19 protein-coding genes are annotated in these 25,005 nt (G+C 40.9%); 13 read left to right on the top strand and 6 right to left on the bottom strand.

Going from position 1 to position 25,005, the window contains the following annotated elements:
* Positions 1–423: 423 nt before the first annotated feature.
* Positions 424–1,452: a low specificity L-threonine aldolase gene (locus JHD79_RS00315; protein WP_199117084.1), complete on the top strand. Its 1,029-nt coding sequence runs from the start codon at positions 424–426 to the stop codon at positions 1,450–1,452.
* Positions 1,453–1,591: 139 nt separating this feature from the next.
* Here the strand turns inward: JHD79_RS00315 and JHD79_RS00310 are convergent, their stop codons facing one another.
* On the bottom strand, positions 1,592–2,032 hold the full coding sequence (locus JHD79_RS00310; protein WP_199117083.1) for a DUF2721 domain-containing protein: 441 nt from the start codon (positions 2,030–2,032) through the stop codon (positions 1,592–1,594).
* A 338-nt stretch (positions 2,033–2,370) separates the two neighbouring features.
* Here JHD79_RS00310 and JHD79_RS00305 point away from each other — a divergent pair, with 338 nt between their 5' ends.
* The 4 genes from JHD79_RS00305 to JHD79_RS00290 all read left to right on the top strand — a co-directional run bounded on the left by JHD79_RS00305 (position 2,371) and on the right by JHD79_RS00290 (position 7,330).
* Complete coding sequence (locus JHD79_RS00305) at positions 2,371–4,458, top strand: tetratricopeptide repeat-containing sensor histidine kinase (RefSeq protein ID WP_199117082.1); 2,088 nt, start codon at positions 2,371–2,373, stop codon at positions 4,456–4,458.
* Positions 4,459–4,620: 162 nt separating this feature from the next.
* On the top strand, positions 4,621–6,111 hold the full coding sequence (gene accC, locus JHD79_RS00300) for an acetyl-CoA carboxylase biotin carboxylase subunit (RefSeq protein WP_199117081.1): 1,491 nt from the start codon (positions 4,621–4,623) through the stop codon (positions 6,109–6,111).
* On the top strand, positions 6,112–6,699 hold the full coding sequence (locus JHD79_RS00295; RefSeq protein WP_199117080.1) for a riboflavin synthase: 588 nt from the start codon (positions 6,112–6,114) through the stop codon (positions 6,697–6,699).
* A 169-nt stretch (positions 6,700–6,868) separates the two neighbouring features.
* The gene (locus JHD79_RS00290; RefSeq protein ID WP_199117079.1) at positions 6,869–7,330 is read left to right on the top strand and encodes a DUF4268 domain-containing protein; all 462 of its coding nucleotides are present in this window, start codon (positions 6,869–6,871) and stop codon (positions 7,328–7,330) included.
* Between the two features lie 19 nt (positions 7,331–7,349).
* On the opposite strand, the gene JHD79_RS00285 is transcribed toward JHD79_RS00290, so the two are convergent.
* Positions 7,350–8,495, bottom strand: a complete 1,146-nt coding sequence (locus JHD79_RS00285) for a hypothetical protein (RefSeq protein WP_199117078.1) — start codon at positions 8,493–8,495, stop codon at positions 7,350–7,352.
* A gap of 125 nt (positions 8,496–8,620) precedes the next feature.
* On the opposite strand from JHD79_RS00285, the gene JHD79_RS00280 reads away from it, so the two are divergent.
* Positions 8,621–8,920, top strand: a complete 300-nt coding sequence (locus JHD79_RS00280; RefSeq protein WP_199117077.1) for a hypothetical protein — start codon at positions 8,621–8,623, stop codon at positions 8,918–8,920.
* A gap of 238 nt (positions 8,921–9,158) precedes the next feature.
* Here JHD79_RS00280 and JHD79_RS00275 read toward each other — a convergent pair whose 3' ends face one another.
* Positions 9,159–10,922 (bottom strand): histidine kinase N-terminal 7TM domain-containing protein, encoded by a 1,764-nt coding sequence (locus tag JHD79_RS00275; protein ID WP_199117076.1) that lies wholly within the window; start codon positions 10,920–10,922, stop codon positions 9,159–9,161.
* A gap of 419 nt (positions 10,923–11,341) precedes the next feature.
* Between JHD79_RS00275 and JHD79_RS00270 the strand changes: the two genes are divergently transcribed.
* From JHD79_RS00270 to trxA, 6 genes are all read left to right on the top strand, one after another.
* A complete protein-coding gene (locus tag JHD79_RS00270; RefSeq protein ID WP_199117075.1) occupies positions 11,342–12,502 on the top strand; it encodes a hypothetical protein in 1,161 nt (386 codons plus the stop codon).
* Entirely contained in the window at positions 12,499–13,218 is a 720-nt protein-coding gene (locus JHD79_RS00265; protein WP_199117074.1) for an SdiA-regulated domain-containing protein, read from the top strand. Before JHD79_RS00270 ends, JHD79_RS00265 begins: the two co-directional genes overlap by 4 nt.
* Before the next feature lie 9 nt (positions 13,219–13,227).
* Complete coding sequence (locus tag JHD79_RS00260; RefSeq protein ID WP_199117073.1) at positions 13,228–14,394, top strand: porin; 1,167 nt, start codon at positions 13,228–13,230, stop codon at positions 14,392–14,394.
* A 26-nt stretch (positions 14,395–14,420) separates the two neighbouring features.
* Positions 14,421–15,998: a T9SS type A sorting domain-containing protein gene (locus JHD79_RS00255; RefSeq protein WP_199117072.1), complete on the top strand. Its 1,578-nt coding sequence runs from the start codon at positions 14,421–14,423 to the stop codon at positions 15,996–15,998.
* A 223-nt stretch (positions 15,999–16,221) separates the two neighbouring features.
* Positions 16,222–20,652 (top strand): DNA polymerase III subunit alpha, encoded by a 4,431-nt coding sequence (dnaE, locus tag JHD79_RS00250; RefSeq protein WP_199117071.1) that lies wholly within the window; start codon positions 16,222–16,224, stop codon positions 20,650–20,652.
* Positions 20,653–20,727: 75 nt separating this feature from the next.
* The gene (gene trxA / locus JHD79_RS00245) at positions 20,728–21,045 is read left to right on the top strand and encodes a thioredoxin (RefSeq protein WP_199117070.1); all 318 of its coding nucleotides are present in this window, start codon (positions 20,728–20,730) and stop codon (positions 21,043–21,045) included.
* A 148-nt stretch (positions 21,046–21,193) separates the two neighbouring features.
* Here trxA and JHD79_RS00240 read toward each other — a convergent pair whose 3' ends face one another.
* The gene (locus tag JHD79_RS00240) at positions 21,194–22,129 is read right to left on the bottom strand and encodes a DUF3078 domain-containing protein (protein ID WP_199117069.1); all 936 of its coding nucleotides are present in this window, start codon (positions 22,127–22,129) and stop codon (positions 21,194–21,196) included.
* A 56-nt stretch (positions 22,130–22,185) separates the two neighbouring features.
* On the opposite strand from JHD79_RS00240, the gene JHD79_RS00235 reads away from it, so the two are divergent.
* Positions 22,186–23,106, top strand: a complete 921-nt coding sequence (locus JHD79_RS00235) for a DUF58 domain-containing protein (protein ID WP_199117068.1) — start codon at positions 22,186–22,188, stop codon at positions 23,104–23,106.
* A 237-nt stretch (positions 23,107–23,343) separates the two neighbouring features.
* Here JHD79_RS00235 and JHD79_RS00230 read toward each other — a convergent pair whose 3' ends face one another.
* Entirely contained in the window at positions 23,344–23,628 is a 285-nt protein-coding gene (locus JHD79_RS00230; RefSeq protein ID WP_233164499.1) for a GNAT family N-acetyltransferase, read from the bottom strand.
* A gap of 21 nt (positions 23,629–23,649) precedes the next feature.
* Positions 23,650–24,975 carry a HAMP domain-containing sensor histidine kinase gene (locus tag JHD79_RS00225; RefSeq protein WP_199117067.1) on the bottom strand — a complete coding sequence of 442 codons (1,326 nt, stop codon included), beginning with the start codon at positions 24,973–24,975 and terminating at the stop codon, positions 23,650–23,652.
* Between the last annotated feature and the right edge of the window lie 30 nt (positions 24,976–25,005).

The following is a 25,005-nucleotide window of genomic DNA, read 5'->3' as shown; positions in this document are numbered from 1 at the left end:
ATCTCAAACGTTTGAAATATAATAAATGAGGCCTTTTTTATAGAAAGTGTATTTTTTACACTATTAAAGGCGTTTTGAGGCCGTTTTTCAAACTCGGACCAAGCCATTTTTTATGTGGAAAAAAAGATTGGATTTGAAAATGTAATTTTTTCATTAAAAAGATTTTTGACCCCATCATTAGGCCTATTTGTAATTAATTGGTTCAATAGTTCATTGGTTCGTTGCTTGGTTTGTTTATTGGAATCCTAGCATGGCTGTAAATTCGGTACTTATGCTTAAGGATCTGGATAATGGAAGAGGTTGTGGTTAATTTTTTGGATAAGTATACTTCGTTTGACTTTCCGCTTTAAGCTTTGTGCTTTCCACTTTAAGCTTTCTGCCTTCCGCTTTTGACTTTCCGCTTTCAACTTATAACTTTATAGCATGGAACAAAAAATTGATTTGAGGAGCGACACCGTCACCAAGCCCACACCGGGCATGCTCGATGCCATGTGGAGTGCAAAAGTGGGCGATGATGTGTATGGGGAAGACGAAACCGTAAACGCATTGGAACATAAACTGGCAGCGCTCTTCCATATGGAGGCCGCCTTGTTCTGCCCTTCGGGCACCATGAGCAACCAGATAGCCATTAAATGTTTTACCCAACCCATGGACGAGGTAATTTGTGACCAAACGGCACACGTTTACCGTTACGAAGGCGGTGGGATAGCGTATAACTCAATGGCTTCGGTAAGGTTGTTGAACGGCGATCGGGGCATATTAACCCCAGAATTGATTGAGCCCGAGATTAACGAAGACAACATACACTATCCCAGAACCAGTTTAATTGTGCTGGAAAATACGGTGAACAAAGGTGGTGGCAAATGCTATACCCTCTCGCAGATTGAGGCCATACACAACCTATGTGCCATCAAGGGGCTGAAACTGCATTTGGATGGCGCTAGGCTATTTAATGCCTTGGTGGCAACGGGCGAGAAAGCCTCGGCCTATGGCCATTATTTCGATGGCATTTCCATTTGTTTATCAAAAGGCCTTGGAGCACCTGTAGGCTCGGTGCTGTTGGGTTCCAAAAATATGATCAACCAGGCCAGAAGAATAAGGAAAGTATTGGGAGGGGGAATGCGGCAGGCAGGCTTTTTGGCGGCAGCAGGCATCTATGCACTGGACCATCAGGTAGATCGGCTGGCGCAAGATCACGCCCATGCCAAAGCACTGGCCTACGCGCTTGCGCAGACCAGTTTTGTGGAAAGTGTAATGCCCGTAGAAACCAATATCGTACTGTTCGATGTAGCCAAGCACATTCCGGCTATCGATGTGGTTAGGCAGTTGGCCAAAAACGGGATTATGTGCAACACCACCTCGGCCAAAACCATACGCTTAGTGACCCATATGGATGTGTCGCAGAGCATGATCGATCAGGTTATTGAGGTGATGAGTAAATTGGATATTTAACTTGGTCAGTTCATTTTCTTTCTCTCTGCCCAGGGCAGAGAGAAAGCTGGAAATATGATAGATACTTCACTGCCTGTAAATCGGTACAGGTTGCGTTCAGGATGACTGTTAACGGCATACTGAATGGCAAATAAGTCCATTAATGCTCAAATTTCTTTTTGATCTTTTTAACGATAGAATCATCTTCTATACCTTCAATAGAACTGAGTTCCAGTTCCAAGGCCTTAGTGCTCAATTGTATTTCTAACAGGGAAATCAATAGGGAAATCATAAAAAAGGCCAGGCTCAGGGCAAAAAATAGCTCTGCGGTAAGCTGGTGTTTAAGGTAAATGAACAGCATGCAGCACAGGCAGCAGGCAAAGCTCAACACCCCAAAAGCCTGCATGTTTTTAATCAACCTCAAACGGTAACGGATATTTTTGATCTGCTTATGCAGGCCTACACTGCCTTCGCCCTCTTCGTATTTTGATTTAAGGCTTCTCACCAAACTGGCCAGGGCCAAAAACCTATTGGTATAGGCCAACATGATCAGACTGATGGCAGGAAAGAAAAGAGCAGGTATGTTTACGGTTAATTCCATGTGGTGGCTTGTATTTAAGCTATACGTTGGGCTAAATTAATAAATCCCATTCGAAATGTTGGCCAAGCTGAAACTTAATTGAATGGAGCCAAACTTGGCGCTGTAAAGCAGACGGCGCAAAAATAAAATGCATAAGGATTTTTATTTTTTTTTATATAGTTGATTTATAGGTGTTTGATTTTGTTTTTGTAGTTATTTCCTGCAAATTTGCTTTATGAATAGAGCATGTCCATATGCTTTGGCAAACTATAATTGGAATATGCTGTTTAGTGTTTAATTAACCTCCCTCAACTAACTAAACAATAAAATTATTTATAAGAAGTAATTATAGCATCTGCATGCCTTTTCCTATTCCAAAACCTGACCCACTATGCGCTTTTCTCAAACTTATTTTTTATGGTCTCATCTTTTCGTCAGTAATGGGTTGTGGAAGAAACACAGCCCCGCAGGACATGACCGAGGCCAAGGTAGATCAGATCATTATTGAGGCTAACCGTTTACAAAATGATGGACATTTACAGCGTTCCATCTATTATGTTGATTCTGCCCTTGGTACTTTTGCCCATTTGGAACCTATGGCCTTATGGAAGAAATACAATTTTAAATCCAATCATTACCTCAACTACCATGTTCAATTGGAAAAAGCGGGGCAATATGTAGACAGCATGAAGTTGATGTTGCGGGACAAAGAAGCTTCCCATAAGGAAATGTATGCGCTGACCTTGTTTGCGGACGCCGATGTGCTGATGGCGAAACGGCGTTATAATGAAGCCTTTCAATGTTACTATGAAGGACGTTTGTTTGCCCAAAATAATTTGGATAGTTGTGCCTACAGTAGATTTAGCCATCATCTGGGCATTGTTAAATACAATCAGGGCCAGTACCTGAAAGCCATACCCTATGTAAAACAAGCTATTATAGAAAGTAGAAGTTGCAAAACAGACTTTTTCAGTGCGGTTGCCGAGCCCCAGGCTTTTCTCAATACCATTGCTTTATGCTATGAAAAAGCGGGAAAGTTGGACAGTGCTACCTACTATTACCATAGCGCTCTTGATTTGTTGGACAGCAGTATGCTTGTTTTTCCCGAACATGAAGATTTCATATGGTCGGCAAAGGGCGTGGTTTATGGTAATTTGGGTGGCGCTTATGGGCAGCTTGAACAAACAGCATTGGCCGAAAAATACCTGAAAGAAAGCATCAGGATCAATGATAGGCCAGGATATGAGATAAGCGATGCACTGACGGCAAAGCTCAAGCTGGCCCGTTTGCTCATTAGTACCAGGCGTTACCCCGAAGCGGCAGCGCAATTACTTGATATTGGGCAGGGCATAGCCTGGCACCAAAAGCAACATAAGCCAATAGACCAGTCTCGTATGCAATGGTACTGGCTAAAATGGGTTTATGCCGATAGTACAAGGCATCCCTTGCTGGCCTATCAATACAGTAAGCAATATTATCAATTGAGAGATTCATTGTCTGCCGTTAATCAGGATTTGCTGCAATCAGATATGGATAAGGCTTTCCAGATTAGCGACCAGAAATACAACCTGTCGCTGTTGGACCAAGATAAACGCCTAAAAGAAATGTTGTTGTTGGCTGCCATGATATTGGGATTAATGGCCATAGTCATGGTGATCGTCATCTGGAGGAATTTAAAAAGATCTAAGTCGCACGTTGCCGGATTGACCCATTTAAATAAACAGATCAGGTTACGTAATAGACAGATGCATAAAATTTTGTCCGACTTGGAACAAAGTCAGGCAGAAAACACAAAAATGATGAAAATTGTGGCACATGACCTGCGTAATCCCATTGAAGGCATTGCCTCCATTACCGACATGATGCTTAGCGAGGGAGAAAGGTCTAAGTCTGAACGCACCATGTTGGAATTGATCAGTTCGGCAGGTAAAAATGCATTGGAACTGGTCGATCAGCTTTTGCAGGTACATAGTGAAACCGAAACCCTTAAAAGGGAAATGATCGACCTTGAACAGCTTTTGCAGTATTGTGTGGATTTGCTAAAACATAAAGCGGAAGCAAAGCGGCAAATCATCAACCTTGAAGGCAGTAAGGTAAAGGTGTTGGCCAATAGGGAAAAGTTATGGCGGGTGCTCAGTAACCTGATTACCAATGCCATTAAGTTTAGCCCCGAAAACACGGCGATCCATGTGAAAATAGAATCAGGAACAAAACAGGTGTTGGTTTCGGTAGAAGATCAAGGTATTGGTATCCCCATAGAAATGCAGGCCAAGGTGTTTGATATGTTTACCGAAGCCAAAAGGCCAGGAACGGCGGGCGAAAAGACATTTGGACTTGGTCTTGCCATTTCCAAACAAATACTCGATCTGCATCAGGGTAAGATATGGTTGGAGAGTACCCCCGGAAAGGGGACGATTTTTTTTGTAGAACTGCCCTTAAATCCATAAAAATGCAAAAAAAAATAAGGATAAACCTGATTTCGAATTCAGGGGAGCCGACTGTAGGGCTAAACCTTTATGCTCTCAGCCAAAATTGAAATCGTTTGATAAGATTTTCAATAATTTTCTACATCTTGTATGCGGTATTGAATAGGTCCTATATTTTTGTATATGAAAAAAATCTTAGTAGCTAATCGTGGTGAGATAGCGCTTCGCATTATGCGATCGGCCAAGGAAATGGGTATCAAGACCGTGGCCGTTTTTTCTGAGGCAGATCGTAATGCCCTGCATGTACGTTATGCCGACGAGGCCATTTGCATTGGTCCGGCACCTTCCAACCAATCCTATCTGCTGGGCCATAAGATCATTGAGGCCTGCAGGCTAACGGGGGCCGAGGCCATACACCCGGGCTATGGTTTCTTATCGGAAAACCCTGCTTTTGCCAAGGAAGTAAGAACAGCCGGACTGATTTTGATTGGCCCAACACCAGAGGCCATGGAGATTATGGGCAACAAATTGTCGGCAAAAGCGGCGGCCCTAAAGTACAACATCCCTATGGTTCCCGGTACGGAAGAAGCCATTACAGATATAGAAGAAGCAAAGCTGAGGGCCATAGCGGTAGGTTTTCCAATTTTGATCAAGGCAGCAGCAGGTGGTGGAGGTAAGGGCATGAGAATTGTAGAACGTGTAGAAGATTTTGAGGAGCAGATGCACTTGGCCGTGAGCGAAGCCACTTCGGCTTTTGGCGATGGCTCGGTTTTTATTGAAAGGTACGTGACCTCGCCCCGCCATATCGAGATACAGGTTCTGGGCGACACCCATGGAAACATTGTGCATCTCTTTGAACGGGAGTGCTCCGTTCAGCGCCGCCACCAGAAGGTAATAGAAGAGGCTCCTTCCGCTGTGCTTACGCCAGAAATAAGAGATAGAATGGGGAAATGTGCGGTAGATGTGGCCCGTTCGGTAAATTATATAGGGGCCGGTACGGTAGAATTTATCCTTGACGAAAACCTGGATTTCTTCTTCCTGGAAATGAATACCCGTTTACAGGTAGAGCACCCTGTTACCGAAATGATCACCGGTTTAGACTTGGTGAAAGAACAGATCAGGGTTGCACGTGGAGAGGCTTTGGCCTACCAACAGGAAGACCTGAAGATGAGTGGCCACGCCATGGAATTAAGGGTATATGCCGAAGATCCATTGAATAATTTTTTGCCCGATATAGGTAGGTTACAAACTTACAAAACACCCCAGGGCTATGGCGTAAGGGTTGATGATGGTTTTGAAGAAGGTATGGAAATCCCTATTTACTACGATCCGATGATTGCCAAGCTCATTACCTATGGTAAGGATAGGGAAGAGGCCATAGAACGGATGATAAGGGCTATTGAGGAATATGACATTACGGGCATACAAACTACCTTAAGCTTTGGTAAATTTGTCATGCAGCATCCGGCTTTTACTTCGGGCAAATTTGATACACATTTCGTAGCTAAGTACTTTAATGCCGATAGCCTAAAGTTTGGTAATGAAGAAGAAGCACTGTTGGCCGCTGTTTCGGCCGTACTGTTTTTACAGGACCGTACCAAGAATGGTGTACAAGAAAACCCTGCAGTTAAAACCAAGGGCAACTGGCTGCAGCATAGAAAGAATTTGATATAAATGTTTACAGGAATAATAGAAACACTAGGCCAGGTTACCAAACGGGTTGCCGAAGGAGATAACATTCATTTTACCATTGCCTCTGCCATTAGTGGAGCACTTAAGGTAGACCAAAGCGTGGCCCATAACGGGGTATGCTTAACGGTAGTGGCAATTGATGGGCAAACGCATACCGTTACGGCCATTGCAGAAACCCTGCAGAAATCTAACCTTTCGGAGTTAAAAGTAGGCAGCAAGGTGAATTTGGAACGCTGTATGCAGATGAATGCCCGCCTTGATGGGCATATTGTGCAGGGGCATGTAGATCAGACCGCTACCTGTATCTTGGTAAATGAACTTGATGGAAGTTGGGAGTACCGTTTTAAGTATAATGCGGCACTTGGTAATGTAACCGTAGAAAAAGGTTCCATTTGTGTGAATGGGATTAGCCTTACGGTGGTAAATTCGGGTGCCAACGAGTTTTCGGTATTTATTATCCCCTATACACATGAACATACCAACCTACAAGAGGTAAAGATAGGTGATACTGTGAACCTGGAATTTGATATTATAGGCAAATATGTGGCCCGTTTAATGGGCAAGAATTAATTTTTTGGGAAGCAGTAGCAGTGTTTCATGGTAAATAGGGCCTGCTGTACATGGTCAGTCCTAGGCTTTGCATTTCCAATCAGGTTTGATCCGCAAAGATGGTTCAACAAAAAATTAAGCGAATTAGGTTTTGATGTTCCACTTTCAATTTTAAAACATTTTACTTCACATGTTCAGTAGGGAAGAAGCTGCCAGGTTACGACAACAATTTTGGATCACCTTTGGTAAATATATGAAGACTGTTCCGGGTGCCGAAGACTTGCCCGTAAACTGGGTAAATTATAAAACAGGGGTAAAGCATATCTTTTTTCGCATGGATGCCGAGCAAAAGTACGTAAGTATTGCCATAGAAATTGTGCATCCCGATTCGGATATCAGAGCTCTTATCTTCCAGCAATTTGAAGCATTTAAACTGCTCTTGGAAAATGCGCTGAACGAAACCTGGGAATGGCAGCCATTTGCCACAAACGCCTTTGGTAAGGAGGTGGCAAAAATAACCTGTGTATTGCCCCAGGTAAGTGTGTATAATCAGCAGCAATGGCCAGATATTATTACTTTTTTAAAACCGCGTATCATGGCGCTAGACGAATTTTGGTCGGCTGTTAAACCTGTTTTCGAAAATCTGCAATAAGCGGTCTAGGGCCTTATGCTCAGGGTTGTTTCTTGAATTGTGCAAGCCTGCTTTTCACGTAGACGATCTGGGGCTGGTCATCCTCTTCCAAGTCCTTGCTTTTTAGGTATAGTTGGTAATAGGTCAAGGCGTTTTTGGACTGCTTAAGTTTCAGGTCATACAATAGCCCCAAACGATAATAGATATTTTTATTGGAAGTAAAGGTGAGGCCTTTCTTATAGGCGGCACTGGCAGCACTAAGTTGGTTACGTTCTTCATAAATGCCGCCCAGCACATTGTAATAGGCAGAAATATTGGGCGAAATTCCTTCTTCTATTGTTTTTTTGGCATAAGTGGCAGCCATTTCATAATTTTTTAGCGCGCTGTAGCTAAGAGTGGTATAATATAGAGTGGTTTCATTTTGCATAGATACACGCTCTAGCATTTGATAAAGCTTAATGGTCTTGGTGTAGGCCTTAAGAAAAAAATAGGCTCTGCCCAGATCCTTAACTACATTGGCATCTCCACCATTTTTGAGGAGCATTTCGCCTATCACAACTACCTCGTTATACTTTTTCAACTGATTGGCTATAGGTAATAAGCTTTGTTGTAAAATGAAGTTTCCGGTGTCTGCTGCAATGGCGGTCTTGAGTACATTGTAGGCTGGTAGAAATAATTTCATTTTATGGTATAAAATAGCAAGATCATAAGCTACATCGGCCTCGGTAGTATTCAGTTGGTTGGCCCTTTTCAGGTAATTGAGCTTTAGTTCGGTGCTGTCTGTATAGCCGGCCAATTGTTTATAGGCATTGAAATTATTACTGTCTAACTTGATGATCTGTTGTAGATAATCGGTGGCCCTGGCCTTGTTTCCCCGCCTACTGTTAATATTGGCCAGGCTAAAAAGCGTGGGTAGTTTACCTGGCTGAAGTTCATTGATCTTAAGGTAACCCTGCTCGGCGTCAGCTAGTTTGCCCGCCATCATATCACAATAGGCAATTTGTCCCAATGCCTTTATATCGCTCATTTCTGAACTATAAATGCTTTTGAGGTAGCTTGCCGCTTCTGCATAACGTTGGGTTTGATATAAATCCAATAATTTTTCCCTGTCTACCACTTGGCCTTGGGCAAAACCCAATTGGAAAATGAATAATAAAAAGAGCAATGGACTTAGTGTTTTTATCATGATAACTAATTTATTAGTTATATTTCATAGTTCCAAATTCAAATAAGAAAAAATGAAGAAAACAAACAATTTCGATCTTAAAGAGTTGTATTTATAACTCATTATTAATTTAAAAGAGAGATTTTATGGAAACTTTAAAGAAGTATGAATTAATGGAAAAGATTGTTCGGGAACTGGAAGACCTGCAACATTCTCAACAAGCTATTATACAGAAGATAGGGAAGATTGAAGTGGACAATATAGAATTGGGCGATAAAAAACTGGAGACAGATCTGCCTGATATGCACCAACGTGTGGCTGATAATTTGGACAATATTGTAGAAATATTGGATTATTTTGCCAATAAGACCGAAAAATTTGGCAATAAGAATAATGTAGATGGGCTTAAAGAACAACAGGCCATTAACAATGTGGCCAACAAATAAACCATTTTAAGTTTTAAGGTGTTTATTCAGGCTGCGAACTTGATGGAGCGAGGTGGATGATGTTCTAAAATGAAATGCAGCAGGCATGTTGGGCGTTTGCAAAGATTTAGATTAGCATGAGCTGTCATGCCTGCAGCAGGTCGTAATCAGCTAAAACCAGAACTGAAGTTAGTTTATTGAATTTGAATAGGTTTTGATTATTGGCTGTGGCCTTTTGTTAATGGTATGTTGCGTTGGCTTATTCTTTTGTAGGCAGGGTAAGGCAAAACTTGGTTCCTTTGCCCTCTTCGCTTTCTACCGAAATATCACCCCCATTCCGCAACATAAAATCCTTGCAGATCATTAAGCCTAGCCCGGTACCCTTTTCATTATTGGTTCCCCTTGAGGAGATATTTTCTTCTTTAAATAATTTATCTAGGATAGGCCTAGAAATACCAATGCCATTGTCCTTAATGCACACCTTGATGTAGCCTTCTTTTTGGTAACTGGCAGTGATATTGATTTCGCAGTTTTCGTTACAAAATTTAATGGCATTGTTCATGATATTTCTAATGACGATCTGGAACATTAACACATCGGCATAAGCTACCTCTTGCGGAAACACATCGTGTACAATAGCGATTTTCTTTAAATTGGCCGAAGGTAGGTGATAATTGATTTCGTTTAAGATGATATTTCTTAAATTGAAAAATTCCTTTTTAATGCCAAAACCTTTTAACTGGCTCCTGGACCAGTGAAGGATGTTTTCCAATAGATCGGTGGTATAGATAATGTCTTTGCTCAGTACCGGAGAGAGTTTTTTGAACTCTTCCGTACTGATCTGGTCATAGGCGACCATTTTCAGGATTTCGGAGAGGTTGACCAAAGGTCCCCTAAGGTCGTGGGCAATAATGGAGAATATCCTATCCTTGAGCTGATTTAGCTTTTCGAGCTCTATGGCCTGTTCTTTCGCGATCACCGCATCTTTTTTGGCAGAAGTAAGATCCTGAAACTTGATAATGGTAAAGTCGCTGCTTATTTTATTCTCGTTTAAGAAAAGGATATCTACCTCCAGGTAAATGAGCTGTTGCTCTACCGATATCTGCAATTCCATTTTTCCGCCGGTATTGGATTTTATCTTCGAGATAAATTCAGGCTGATTACTAAAAACATCTTCAATTGCATGGCCAACAATTTTCTGCCCATCTGGTATTTGAAGATATTTGTTGATTGCATTATTATAGTCGATAATCCGGTATTTTTCATCGAGCAGTAAAAAGCCATCATTCATCAGTTCCAATACTTTTTCTCTGGCAATGGGGATGATATCAAATAACTTAAATCTATAGATGCCCAAAAGGATAAGAAGTGTGGTGAGGATGAAAGCAAAGGGTGTAATGTCAATAAAGCCCAATGGGCGAATGCCCAAAAGATATAATAGATTGCCTACCCAAGGTAAGAAGGCAGCTACAATAATGCTATAATTCTGTTTTTTAAATATAGGATCTGAAGACCTGAATTTATTGAGGATCAAATAGCAGCCACAGGCCAAAAGGGAATAGAAATAGACCGTAAAAATGTAATACCATGTTCCTGGGACGATGTCGATCATGGGAAATGGACCATTGTGGTACATCCTTATCTCTTTATAATGTAGGTGGTGCGAAGGGTTGGTCCATACCATGACAAGGGTAAGCAGTGGTACCAACAAGATCAGAATCAGGTTTCGGGCCTTTTTGTACCAACATTCCTTATTACAGAAATTTAGGCAGAACAAAAACCAGTTTAGGGGTAGGGTGGCAATGCCCAAGTACTCGATATTGATAAAGAAAGTTGCCTGTTGAAGCGTAATACTTGACAGTTCAAGGCCATAAGCTAAGGACCAGATGGCATTAGAGGCCATCATCAAGCTAAACCAACGTACCACACTGCCTCCTCGTCGATAGATGTAGAGGGCGAGAATTAGCGTCAACGTTCCAAAAAATAGTAGAACTAGTCCATAACCATTAAAGGCAAAGTTCATTTATGTTAGAATGATAATTGGTATGATATAAAGTTTAAGTTTGATAAGTAAAAATACACAAATTAACGGATTTTAAGGAACGGAAACCAAAATAGAAAAGGGGTTCAAATAGGTGGTTAATTGTAGTTAAATGGATTTAATCTCTTTATAAATAAGTTGGAAAGCGTATAAAAGTACAATTTGTAACAGGTCTTTTTGAGTCATGCTCTCAGGAGGTGTAAGAGGGGAGGACTGCCAAAATATTAGGCAGTGTAATGGGGTAGTGTTGGACAATGTTTAGCTGTATGTTGTTAATGGAAACTTTACATAAGGGCATATTGCTAACGAAAAATTAACACAAAAACAATAAATTGATAACTGAGGGTTTTAAGCACCGGGTAGGCTAAATGATAATTTTGTGGTCAAATCATATTTGGCTAATGAGGAATCATATCTTTTTTGTTTTTTTGGCAATTATTTTTTTTACTTCCTGTGTAAAGGATAGGTCTTTTCCTCCACTGGAAACCATTTACGTACAACCTGGCTTGCCAAAGCTTGGAAGTAGAACCTTGGTGCATTATTGGAATTTTAATGGTTCGGCGTTATTATCTCCTGCTGTAACTACTGGAGGAGCGTCTCTTTCTTATGTAGGCGGCAGTGCTTTGTATGACGCCGTTTCGCCCGGTAGCTTGCTGAATGCAAGAAATGGAGATATGGAGGGAAATGGCCTCAGATTGCGTAATCCTGCCGGCGAATTTATATTATCGCTACCCACAACGAATTATAAGGATGTTGTATTGTCCTTTGACCTGCAACGGTCTGACAATGGCCCACAGATAAATAAAATCTCCTATAGCATTGATGGGGTAAATTTTATCACGGAAGGTTTAAAGCCGGCCATGAATCAGGTAGACGTCAACTGGCAAACTTTTGCCTATGATTTTTCAAATATCAATTCGGTAAACAACAATCCCAACTTTAAGGTACGCATAGAATTTGAAGTAAATAATACCGGCACTTCAGGAAACAATAGGTACGACAACATCACACTTGATGGAAATATAATAGATCCACTTTTTGGAGCCCCTGAAATGGTACACTACTGGGACTTTAACAATAATGCAAGCTTTAATGCGCTGATTACGCCAACATTGACCAAGGGAGGTGCAGCTTTGGCCTATACGGCGGTATGGGATGAGTACTCGCCAGGTACAACAATTAACGCAAGGAACGGAAGTATTGCAGGATATGCCCTAAGGCTTAGAAACCCAGCAGGAACATTTACGCTTACTGTTCCCACCACCGGATACAGAAATATAAAACTGACTTTGGCCGTTCAACGAAGCAGTAGCGGGGCAGCCAAGAATACGATAACGTATACACTTGATGGCACTAATTATATAAGTACCGGTATTGCCAATAATGTTTATACGCCGGCAACAGATCCAGATTACGGCCTGGTTACCTACGATTTTTCTTCCATTACAGGGATCAACAATAATCCAAATTTTAAGATAAAAATAGATTTTTCAGAAGGCAGTACCGGAACTTCTGGAAATAACAGATTTGATAACATTGCGATAGAAGGAGTTAAATTATGAGGTTTATTATGGCAGGCTTGTGCATAGCATTGCTTTTTTCAAATTTTATTGCGGCAACACCCAGGGCCAAAAAAATACGCTATGTAAACAAAATCAGCATTAAGGTGCCAGAACCATCAGATATATGTCTTTCGGCAGATGGGACCAAGCTCTTTATTGTCAGCGACCAGGGCTATTTATATGAAACAGACCTGCAGGGGAAAATCTTGCGCAAATCTGTAGTAGAGGGGACCGATTTTGAAGGAGTATATGCCGATAGGGATTTTGTTTATGTGGTAGATGAAACCGCAAGAAGGGTAATTAAGGTCGATACCAAAGATTTAAAACAGGTGGCGGTTTATGAAACACCGTACAGTGGGGCTCGAAATTCAGGCGTAGAAGCCATTACCTTTAATCAAACAACAGGTTCCTTTATCCTCATTACAGAAAAAAATCCGATTTATATTTTCGAGTACGATAAAGGTTTCCACAAAATCAACCAGCGAAAGTTTACAGGGGCAAGAGATGTTTCTGCAGCAACCTATCATGACGGGTACTTGTGGTTATTGAGCGATGAGGATAGGAAGGTGTTTAAACTAGACCCCGCTACTTTTGAAATACTGGAGACTTTCAGCATTGATGTGGTAAATCCGGAAGGAATTGCCTTTGATAAAGATGGGAAGATGATCATTTGTGGCGATGATACCAAGACATTATATTTTTTTAACAAACCGTAAAACCAAACAGTGAAACAGCTAATCATTTTTGTTTTTGTCTTTACATTCATAACTACCAAGGCACAAGTTACCATTGGAACTGGAGATCATGTGGTAGAAATAGGAGGTGTTTTTTCTACGTACCTAAATTTTAGGACAATTAAGGAGGATGCAGCTAATCAAAATAAAAATAAAGACCGGTTTAAACTGAGGGATGCCAGGTTTTTTATTGAAGGAAGGATAGAGAACAAATACGAATATAAGATACAGGCCGATCTTTCCAGCCTTGGCGCTTCGGAAACAGATCCTGAAAGTCCGGCTTTATATGATGCCTATATAAAGTACAAAGGTTTTAAACCATTTAACATTACGGTAGGGTACGGAAAACTTCCCTATTCCAGGGCATCATTGGTTGCGTTTACCAATTCGCCCTATTGGCAAAGGGCAGAAGTGGTGAGGGGAGATTTGTTCTCGAGAAGGGATGTAGGGGTAACACTTGATCAAAGCTTATGGAACAACCGCATTAATGTGTATGCTGGTGTTTATACCGGAACAGGTGAGGTCTTTTGGCAGGGCGATAATGATCCTTCGGGTGCGTTTGAGTACATTGGAAGAATTGATTTTTCTTATCCCAGCCGTTACCGCTATCAAGATATAGATACAAGGGTAAGCCCGGTGCCAATGATTTCCATAGGTACCAATGCACGGTATTCGAAAAGAGACCTTCCGGTGGGAGAAACCTTCATTACCGGAGAAGCTGGCCCCTATGGCATTAAAGTAATAGATGGGAAAAGATTAGGGATTGGTATAGATGCGAGTTTCCAATATAAAGGGTTTTCGGCCCAATTTGAAACACAGCAGTTGAAAGCCACGCCCAACAATGTAAAAGACCCTAACCTAAGGGGACTGCCAAAAGAACTTACAAAAGGCTATTTTAAGTCGGGAGGTTGGATTGCGCAGGCCAATTATTTTATTCAGCCAGCCAAGACTATCGTTTCGGGTAGATATGAGCAGTTAGACCTGAATGATTTGGTGCCAGGTAATTCCAGAAGACTATCGGCCGCTGTTGCCTACCAGCTCAATGGATCCAGGTCCATGATCAAAGCGCAATATTTCAAGATCCTAAAAGAGGAAAGCATAGACCCCTTAAGGTGGACGGAACAGTTTAGGATAGGCTGGCAACTGGCTTTGAATTAATTTTTAAAAAACGAAAATCATAGAGTATGAAAAAAACATTTACATTTTTAACCATAATTTTTTCGGCTGTTTTTACAGCAAGTGCACAAAATTTCACCGCTGGAAATTTGGCGGTGCTGGTGGCCGCAGAATCGAATTCCAACACTACCGCAAGCATTGTAGAGTTGAGCCCAGGTGCGGCGGGTCAGGTGGCCATAAGAACAACAGCTATTGATGGTGCAGGAGCCAAGATGCTACGTTTCTCTGGCAGTGCCTCTTCTACAGGATATTTATCTCGTAGCGCCGATGGTACTTTGCTCACTTTTACAGGACACACGGCCCTTCCGGTTTCCCCTGCAACAAATATAAACACAGTTTTAGCCCGTGCGGTAGGCACGCTGAACTATAAGCACGAATATGAAGTGGCAACTAATTATTCAAATGGGAGCAGTGGTGACCAAGCTAGAAGTGCAACCACATTGGACAACATCAACTGGGTTATTGCCGATCAACGTGGTTTGTTTACCAATAACTCATCGGCCAGGTTTACGGGAAGTGCAAATTCCCGATCGGTAAAATCTTTTGGAAGTGTGGCGTATAGCCTATCGTCTAATCTTGTCAATACACTTGCGCTAACGCCTACTACAGGAGGACCTATAACAGTCGTAACAGCAACAGGTTTGCCAGGGCTTTCTGCAATTAGTAATATGCAGGATTTTTATTTGGTTAGTTCTGGAACTAATGGGAGTACGTTTGATATATTATATGTGCTCTCAAATAGTAATGGAAGTAGCAATACCGATGGCACAATATCTAAATTCTCGTTGGTAGCAGGTACTTGGGTGGCTAATGGAACATATGCCACTACATTTGCAGGCTTTGGCCTTGCTGTAGCAGCTGCAGAAAATACGGCAAATCTTTATATAACTACTGGAGCAGGAGCATTAACAGGTAACAGCGTTATAAAACTAACAGATCTGGCTGGTTACAATGCTGCCATCAATATCAATACCGCCAGCAATGTCACTTTGTATACGGCTGCGGCGGGTACAATGATAAAAGGGATTGATTTTGCGCCTATAAATCCTGCTACGCTACCTATAAAACTAACTTCCTTTACTGGAAAATCATTAATTAATGGGGCAGTTAAATTCAGCTGGACCACCTCGGAAGAGAAAAATTTCAGCCACTTCGAGTTAGAAGAAAGCATTGATGGCAAGAGTTTCGGCAAAATTGCCCGGGTTGAATCTAAGAAACAGGCAACAGGTGGATATTATGAACATACAACAGTGAGAAGTGGAAACTATTTCAGGTTAAAGTCGGTAGATCTTGATGGAACATATGAATATAGTAAAGTGATCTATATAGCGACCAAGACAGGTGCGGGTGAACTAGTGGTTTTCCCTAATCCAACTACCGATAAGATCACCGTTCAGCTTCATACTGTTGCTGCGAATAATCGCTTGGTAGTTGTTTCTTCGACTGGTAAAATTGTAAAAAACTTGGCATTTAAGGGTAGTGATATTACTTTAAGTGTGGCTGATCTGGCAAAAGGGGTATACTATGCTAGGGTAGTTGACGAAATAAGCGGGGAGGTTTATGCAAAGTCTTTTTTGGTTCAATAGATAAAAAATAGATAATAGAAAGGAATGCCATCCCAATTTTGGGGTGGCATTTGCTGTTTAGCCCTGCTTTGATTAGGCCTATGTATAGGGCATTATCTTCGACACCATCGGAATAAAGGGCTATGAATTTAGCTTTTGTTTTAATATTTAGTTAATGTTGATAATTAACTGACTTAATGGGCCAGATTTTTAGTTAATTTTGGTATTCTCATTTGCTCAGCCTATGTATTTGATTTTTGATACTGAAACTACAGGTTTACCCCGTAATTTTAACGCTCCCATTACCGATACGGATAATTGGCCACGTTGTATACAAATTGCCTGGCAGCTGCATGATGAGATGGGAAAGTTGATCGAGCACCAGGATTATCTTGTTAAGCCCGAAGGTTTCAACATTCCCTACGATGCGGAACGTATACACGGTATTTCTACCGAATTGGCAGCAGAGCAGGGCATAGGCCTTGCGGAGGTGTTGGAAAAGTTCAACGCCGCATTGGGCAAGGCAAAATTCATAGTGGGCCAAAACATAGGCTTTGATGTAAACATTATGGGCTGTGAGTTCCATCGATTTAGTATAGAGAGTCCTTTGGCCAATATGCCAGTACTGGATACCTGTACCGAAGTTACGGCCGATTTGCTAAAAATTCCCGGAGGTAGGGGAGGCCGATTTAAGTTGCCCAACCTTACAGAATTGCACCAATACCTTTTTAATGCACCTTTTGCCGAAGCCCACAATGCTACCGCCGACGTAGAGGCTACCACCCGTTGTTTCTTGGAGCTGATAAAGAGGGAGGTATTCAAGAAAGAGGAGTTGCTGGTCGATACCGATTATTTCTTGCGCTTTAAGGAGGCTAATCCTTTTCAGATTGAATCTGTAGGCTTAAAGCACATTAACCTAAAGGCCGCTTCCGATGAAATTAGGAAGCGCAAATCCAGCCAGCAGGGAGGTACGCCTAAGCGAACTTCGGCCGAGGACAAAGAGGAGTTGGCCAAAGCCACCTTTGTACACTTGCACAACCACACTCAGTTTTCGGTATTGCAGAGTACCATTAGTGTGCCCAATTTGGTGAAAGCGGCTGCCGAAAAAAATATGCCGGCCGTTGCCATGACCGACCATGCCAACATGATGGGCGCTTTCCACTTTGTAAATAACGTTTTAAACCATAATAAAGGAGCAGAAGCGAAAATTGCCGAAGCTTTGGAAAAAGGAGAAACCCCAACTGCACAAATTATTAAACCTATTGTTGGGGTGGAATTTTTTGTTTGCGAAAACCATACTGATAAAACCCGTAAGGACGACGGCTATCAAATTGTGTTCTTGGCCAAAAACAAGAAAGGTTACCATAATTTGGCAAAAATGTCGTCTATAGCCTATACCAAGGGTTTTTACTATGTGCCCAGAATTGATAAGGCAGTGGTAGAACAGTATAAAGACGATCTTATTGTACTTACTGGAAACTTGTACGGAGAGGTGCCCAGTAAGTTGCTGAATATGGGTGAAAAACAAGCCGAGGAGGCTTTGTTGTGGTGGAAGGAAAAGTTTGGAGACGATCTTTACATTGAACTCATGCGCCATGGCCAGGAAAATGAAGATCGCGTAAATGCGGCTTTGGTAGAGATGGCCGCTAAGCATGAGGTGAAGCTGGTGGCCACCAATAACACTTATTACATCAACAAAAAGGATGCCCATGCACACGATATTCTGTTGTGTGTGAAAGATGGTGAAAAGCTGGCAACCCCTATTGGACGTGGGCGTGGTTTTAGGTATGGCATGCCTAACCAAGAGTATTATTTCAAATCATCTGATGAAATGAAATCCTTATTTGCCGATATTCCCGAAGCAATTATCAACGTACAGGAAATTATAGATAAGATTGAGATCTATAAGCTTGCCAGGGAAGTCCTTTTGCCAAAATTCGATATCCCTGCAGAATTTGTAGTGGCAGAAGATCAGGAAGACGGAGGAAAACGTGGAGAAAATAAATTTTTAAGGCACCTTACCTACGAAGGGGCAAAGATTAGGTATGGAGAGCTGACCGCCGAAGTAATTGAACGTCTGGATTTCGAGCTGGCGACCATCGAAAGAACGGGTTATCCGGGTTACTTTCTAATTGTACAGGATTTTATTGCCGAGGCTAGAAGACGGGATGTTTCTGTTGGCCCTGGAAGGGGTTCGGCTGCGGGGTCTGTGGTGGCCTATTGCTTATGGATTACCAATATTGATCCAATGAAGTATGATCTGCTTTTTGAGCGTTTCCTTAATCCAGATCGTGTATCCATGCCAGATATTGATATCGATTTTGACGATGAGGGCCGTGGTAGGGTAATGGACTATGTAATTGATAAATATGGTTCCAGCCAAGTAGCGCAGATCATTACCTATGGTACCATGGCAGCCAAATCGTCTATTAGAGATACGGCCCGTGTGTTGGACCTGCCGCTTTATGAAGCTGATAAGATAGCCAAACTGATTCCCAATATGAAGCTGGCCAAAATCTTTAATTTAGAAGAAAAGGCTTTAAAGTCGGCATTACGACCAGATGAATATGAAAGAGTCAATGAACTCAAATCTTTGGCAACCGCTAAAAATCTAGGTGCAGAAACCATTGAGCAGGCTATTGTACTGGAAGGATCGCTACGTAATACAGGTATCCATGCCTGTGGGGTAATTATTACGCCAGATGATATTACCAATTTTGTTCCCGTAGCTACGGCCAAAGATTCCAGCCTCTATGTCACCCAGTTCGATAACTCTGTGGTAGAGAGTGCCGGTCTGTTAAAGATGGACTTCTTGGGGTTAAAAACTTTAACCCTGATTAAAGATACCGTTAAGTTGGTAAAGAAAAGACATGGCATAGAGCTGGACCCCGATCATTTTCCGATAGATGATGTAAAAACCTATGAGCTCTTTCAACGTGGCGAAACCGTTGGTATTTTTCAGTACGAGAGTCCGGGTATGCAAAAATACATGAAGGAGCTGAAGCCTACTGTTTTTGGAGATTTAATTGCCATGAACGCCTTGTATCGTCCAGGTCCAATCGCTTATATTCCCAGTTTTGTTCGTCGTAAAAATGGAGATGAAGAGATTACCTACGATTTGGAAGCCTGTGAAGATTTGCTGAAAGAAACGTATGGCATTACGGTTTATCAGGAACAGGTAATGCTCTTATCGCAAAAATTGGCCGATTTTACCAAAGGTGAAGCCGATGTTTTGCGTAAGGCCATGGGTAAAAAGCAACGTGATGTATTGGATAAAATGAAGCCCAAGTTTATTAAACAAGCGGCAGAAAAAGGTCACGATGCTAAAATCCTGGAAAAAATATGGAAAGACTGGGAAGCATTTGCCGAATATGCCTTTAATAAATCGCACTCTACCTGCTACGCTTGGATAGCTTATCAAACGGCTTACCTGAAGGCTAATTATCCGGCCGAATACATGGCAGCGGTACTTTCCAACAATATGAGTGATATTAAACAGGTGGCCTTTTTTATGGAAGAGTGTAGACAGATGGGGGTAACCGTTCTTGGACCAGATGTAAACGAGTCTGACCTGAAGTTCTCGGTAAATGCCAGAGGGGAGGTTCGCTTTGGGCTTTCTGCGGTGAAAGGTGTTGGCGAAAAAGCGGTAGAGAGCATTATTGAAGAACGTATGGCCAATGGGCCCTATCCTACCGTTTTTGAGTTTGCCAAACGTTCCAATACCCGTATCGTAAATAAAAAAGCCTACGAAAGTTTTGTACATGGTGGAGCTTTTGATGCTTTTGGTTTCCATAGGGCCCAATATTTCTTTATTGGCGCCAATGATAAACTAAATGGCATAGAAAAACTGATTAAGTATGCGAATGATTTTCAGAACAATGAAAATTCTTCTCAGGCCTCTCTTTTTGGAGGTTCGAAAGCAGATCTGATCTTGGAGCCCAGTTTTGCCGTAGCACCTGAATGGGGTTTGATCGATAGGCTAAAATATGAAAAGGACGCCATTGGTATATTTTTGTCAGGACATCCGTTAGATGATTACCGTTTTGAACTGGAAAAATTCTGCCTACATTCTGTAAAACACCTAAGCATTGTAAACAAAGTACGTACTGGAGATACTAATGAAGAAGTATTGGCAGAATTTGAGGGGATTAAAAATAGAGATCTTGTAGTGGGAGGGCTGGTCGTAATGGCTACACAGCGCATCACTAAAACGGGTAAGCCATTTGGCATCTTTGTTTTTGAGGATTATGATGACAGTTGCGAGATCGCCTTGTTTGGAGATGACTTCTTAAAGTTTAAGCAGTTTCTAACCGAAGGCTACTTTCTGCAGATTAAGGGAAGGGTAGGTGAGCGTTTTAGAAAAGAGGGAGACTGGGAGTTTAAAATCACATCAATAGATCTATTATCAGAATTGAGGGATAAACTGGCCAAGAGCATTACCCTACAGTTTCCCATAGAAGTAATTGACGAAAAATTCATGCAACAGATACAGGCTATCTTACAGGAAAATACCGAAAATAGTGAGACTTTGAACTGCAAATTGAATTTTGAGGTGTATGATAGAGAGAAGGGACTAAAACTCGATCTGCCTTCTAAGAACTTGAGAATAAATCCTAATAATCAGTTTCTAAATGGAGTGAAGAAACTTAATTTTGTGGATTATAGGTTGAATTAATGTCAAATTGGCATCAGTCTATTGCTGGCACCACAATTGATAATATATTTGTATAAGTAAATTAAACTTTAAGATATGGCTTTAGAAATAACAGATGCTAACTTCGAGGAAGTAGTATTAAAATCAGATAAACCAGTTTTGGTAGATTTTTGGGCAGAATGGTGCGGACCATGCCGTATGGTAGGACCTGTTGTAGATGAAATTTCAAAAGAATATGAAGGTAAAGCCTTGATAGGTAAGGTGAATGTAGATAACAACCCTCAGATTTCTACCCAATTCGGTATCCGTAATATACCAGCACTATTGTTCTTTAAAAATGGTGAAGTGGTAGATAAACAAATTGGAGCTGTGCCAAAATCTGTATTAGCAGGTAAATTAGATAAACAATTATAAGAAAGATAAAATTTTGGGCATAAAAGCTTAAAGTTTTTAGATCAAAAAAACCGAACACCTACAAAGTGTTCGGTTTTTTTGTGCTATTTATTGGCCATATATTTTTAAACGATGGACCTGGGATGGTCAGGAAGAAGACCAGAAACTTTTAATATTTACCAAATTTATAGGTAAGGCCAACACCTAAAGTTTCCTTCAGCTGAAGTTTCCCAATTTGATTGTCATCATAGAACAGATCGGCCGTAATTTGGGTAGAGATAAACCTGTTCACCTTCAGGTCTAAAATGGCCGAGTAGGCTAAGACCATGTTCTGTGGTTTTTTAAGGTAGTTGGTGAAAATGCCAAAACGGTTATCCAGCAAGATGTTTTCCATTAGTTTGACTTTATAGCGTCCACCTACATAAGCACCCAACTGGTACACGAGGCTTTCTGTAGGTTTTGCTCCATAGGCCTCTGTCAGGATACCATCCTGATTGGGATCAAATACTGCTTTGTCGGCAATAATGGTAAATCTAGAGGTTAATGGATGTATGCTTAATTGAAAATTATCATTAGGTATATAATCTAGACCAAAGCCCAAAGTGACATAGCCAGGTGAGAGGAAGTTGGAAATATAGCTCTGGCTTGGATTACCGTAATCGTAGCCTTTTGCAAATTGGGTCTTCAGATTCAGCGCTGCGGCACTGTACCAGTTACTTTGCCCTAATTGGTAACCATATTTGGAAGTAAGGTCGATAACGTCTTCTACCTTGGTGCTAGGATTTCCTTCTTCCGAACGTAGCCCATATGCCATTAAAATACGGTTTTCCCATAGGTTTTTGCCTTTTTTTAGGTTAAATTCATAATCGGCTCTAGCGGTTAAGGCTACTGAATTAATACCACCTGCTATCCAGTTCGAAAATGCCGCTTGGTTAAGTAATAAGGTGTTTGTACCCCTTACAGTCCATCCTTCTTGCTTTTTGTTGGTGTCTAGCTTGTTGACCAATTTATTGCTCTCGGTATTTACTTTACCTCCCTGCACTTGCTGTCCCATACTATAGGAGCAGAGCAATGTGCTAGCAATCAGTAGTATACTTTTTTTCATACGAAGTTTTTTTTGAAGTCAAATCTAATAAAAAATCTTTTCATTAGATTTACGTTATGCATAGACCCTTAAAACCAGATGAAATAAGATTTGAAAGTAGTTTGGAATTACTTGCCCGGCAAGTGGTAGAAGGTTTTATTACGGGCTTGCATAAAAGTCCCTTTCATGGGTTTTCCGTAGAATTTGCCGAACACCGCCTATACAATAATGGAGATAGCGTTAAAAGCATAGATTGGAAACTTTTTGCCAAAACGGATAAGCTGTTCAGTAAGCGCTATGAAGAGGAAACGAATTTACGTTGTCAGTTTGTAATTGATGTTTCCTCGTCTATGTATTTTCCGAACAACGAGTACAATAAGCTAACTTTTTCCGTACAAAGTACGGCGGCACTAATTTATTTATTAAAGCGCCAACGAGATGCCTTTGGTTTGAGCTTATTCACAGATGTTCTTCATTTAAATACCCAGGCAAAATCCACAAATGTGCACCAAAAGTTTCTTTTTTCTCAGTTGGAGCAGATGTTGGCCTCGCCAAAGATGAACATAAAGACCAATTTGGCCTCGGCACTACATCAGATCGCTGACCTGATCCATAAACGTTCGTTGGTGGTCATTTTTAGCGATATGTTACAAACGGCACATCAGGAAGACAAATTGTCTGCTTTGTTTTCGGCATTACAGCACCTGAAATTTAATAAACATGAGGTGATCATCTTCAATGTAATCGATAAGAGCAAGGAGCTTGATTTTAACTTTGAGAATAGACCATATGAGTTTATAGATATGGAAACAGGTATGGTGCTAAAAGCACATGCTTCCAAAGTTAAGCAGGCGTATTTAGAACAAATGGATAGCTACCAAAAGCGTATTGCATTGAAATGTGCCCAATATAAGATCGATAGGGTTGATGCAGATATCCATTCAGGTTTTAATCAGGTCTTGGAAGCTTATTTGATAAAAAGACAAAAAATGAACTGATGCGTGCAGCTGCTCGATCAAGTGATCCCTGTTTTCTGCTTAAAATTCTTTCCCCATAAAAAACCTTCATGTATGAAATACATGAAGGTCAGATAAGGTAACCGGAAAACTAAAAACTATTTTTGATGAGTTTTTTAGATTAACAAAACGGAAATCGCTTCTGGTGTTTTGTTAAACCAAAAATGAAGCTTATTTATGAAGATTTAATGAAGAAGCTTAATAAAACATGCCCTCTGTCTAAAAAAGGACATCTTTTAAGTCTTCATTTTTGTCGAAAACCGATTTGGCAAATGGGCACAATGGCATAATTTTTAAATGATTTTCCCTGGCGAATGCTACGGCCTTTAATACCAGTTGCTTACCTACGTTTTTGCCTTTAAAATTCTCGTGCACTTCGGTATGGTCTATAATAAACTTGGTCGTGCCAGCCCATGTATAGGTCATTAGTCCAGCCTCTTTACCGTCTATTATCGCTTTGAAGAAGCCTTTTCGCTCACTGTTTTCCTGAACAATTTCCATCATGATTTATTTTAAATGGTTAAACTATAAATGTTGTACGGGAAAAACAAGATTAAATGTTGTTCCCTTGTCGGGTTCGCTGCTTACTTCGATTTTTATTTGATGAAAATTGGCAATACTGTTCACAATGGCCAGTCCAAGTCCAAAGCCGCTCTCGTCTTTTTCATCTCCACGTTCAAACCTGTTAAAAATGTTTATTAAGGCAGCTGTTGGCATACCTCTTCCCGTATCGGCAATGGTAAGGTGGTACTGCAAACCCTCTAATTTGTCGGTAATGTCAATGGCTCCCCTTTCTTTGTTATACTTGATGGCATTATTAATCATATTTACCAACAAGATATGTATCAATGCCTGATTGCCCATAAAATGGAAAGCCATGGTAGTGCGATTGCTGAAAGAAAGATTCTTGGCAATGATCCTGTCCTCTAAATCTTCATAAATATCCTGTAGTTCTAACGAAATAGAGACCATGTCCTTTTTGCTATACTGCTCATTTTCTATTTTAGAAATCAGCAACAAACTGTTGATGATGGTTTTTAGGCGGTTTAAGGTTTTTAACGAAGCAATGATTTTGTGCTCATGTTCTTGGGGCATATTTTCTGCGGCCAGTATATTTTCCAAACGACCGTTTAGTACAGAAATAGGGGTTAATAATTCATGTGATACATTGGCAATGAACTGTTTTTCAAGTTTGAACATGTCCGATATCTTTCGCATCAGGCCATTGATGCTATTGTCCAAGAATTGAAAATCGGTAGTGGTGGTGGGAATGTTGTTATAGGGATAAAGACTGGGATCGTTTACTTTGTTCAGTTTCTGGTCTACTATCTTATAAAAGGGTTTCAAAATAAAATTGGCAAAGGCATAATCGGTGATGAGCGTAATAAGCAGCACGAGAGCCAGTACAATAAGTGTGTAGAACCTAACGGTATTTTTTATGGCCTGCATGGCGGTCATGCTTTCCCCTATCTCCAGTTTATAGCGTTTGTTGTGGTATTCAAACTCATCGCTTAAGATCCTGTAGATTTCGATGTCGCCCTCTATCTCCCTCTTTTCTGTAATATAAGCAATATAATGACTAAGCTTGCTGGTTTTTGGGATGGCCGTTAGTATAATAAATTCTTCTTTTAATATATTGTAGTCGGTAAAGGAATATTGATTGTGCAACAGGCTGTCAATTTCTCTTTCACTTAAATTCTTAATGATCTTTTGTCTCTTTTTTGCCAAACGGTTGTCTAGGTGTTTGTAGGAGATCTTGTCAAGGGAAAGCAAAATAATTGAGCCGATCACCAAGATAATGGCGATTTTGGTGGCGGCATTGTAAAGGGCAAATTTTGCTTGTAAGTTCAAAATGGTTTAAGTTTTTAGTTGCCGATATTT

Source organism: Pedobacter sp. ASV28 (assembly GCF_016428855.1).
Taxonomy (GTDB): domain Bacteria; phylum Bacteroidota; class Bacteroidia; order Sphingobacteriales; family Sphingobacteriaceae; genus Pedobacter.
The sequence above is the reverse complement of the archived record's forward strand: the minus strand, read 5'-3'. Positions and strand labels throughout refer to the sequence as shown.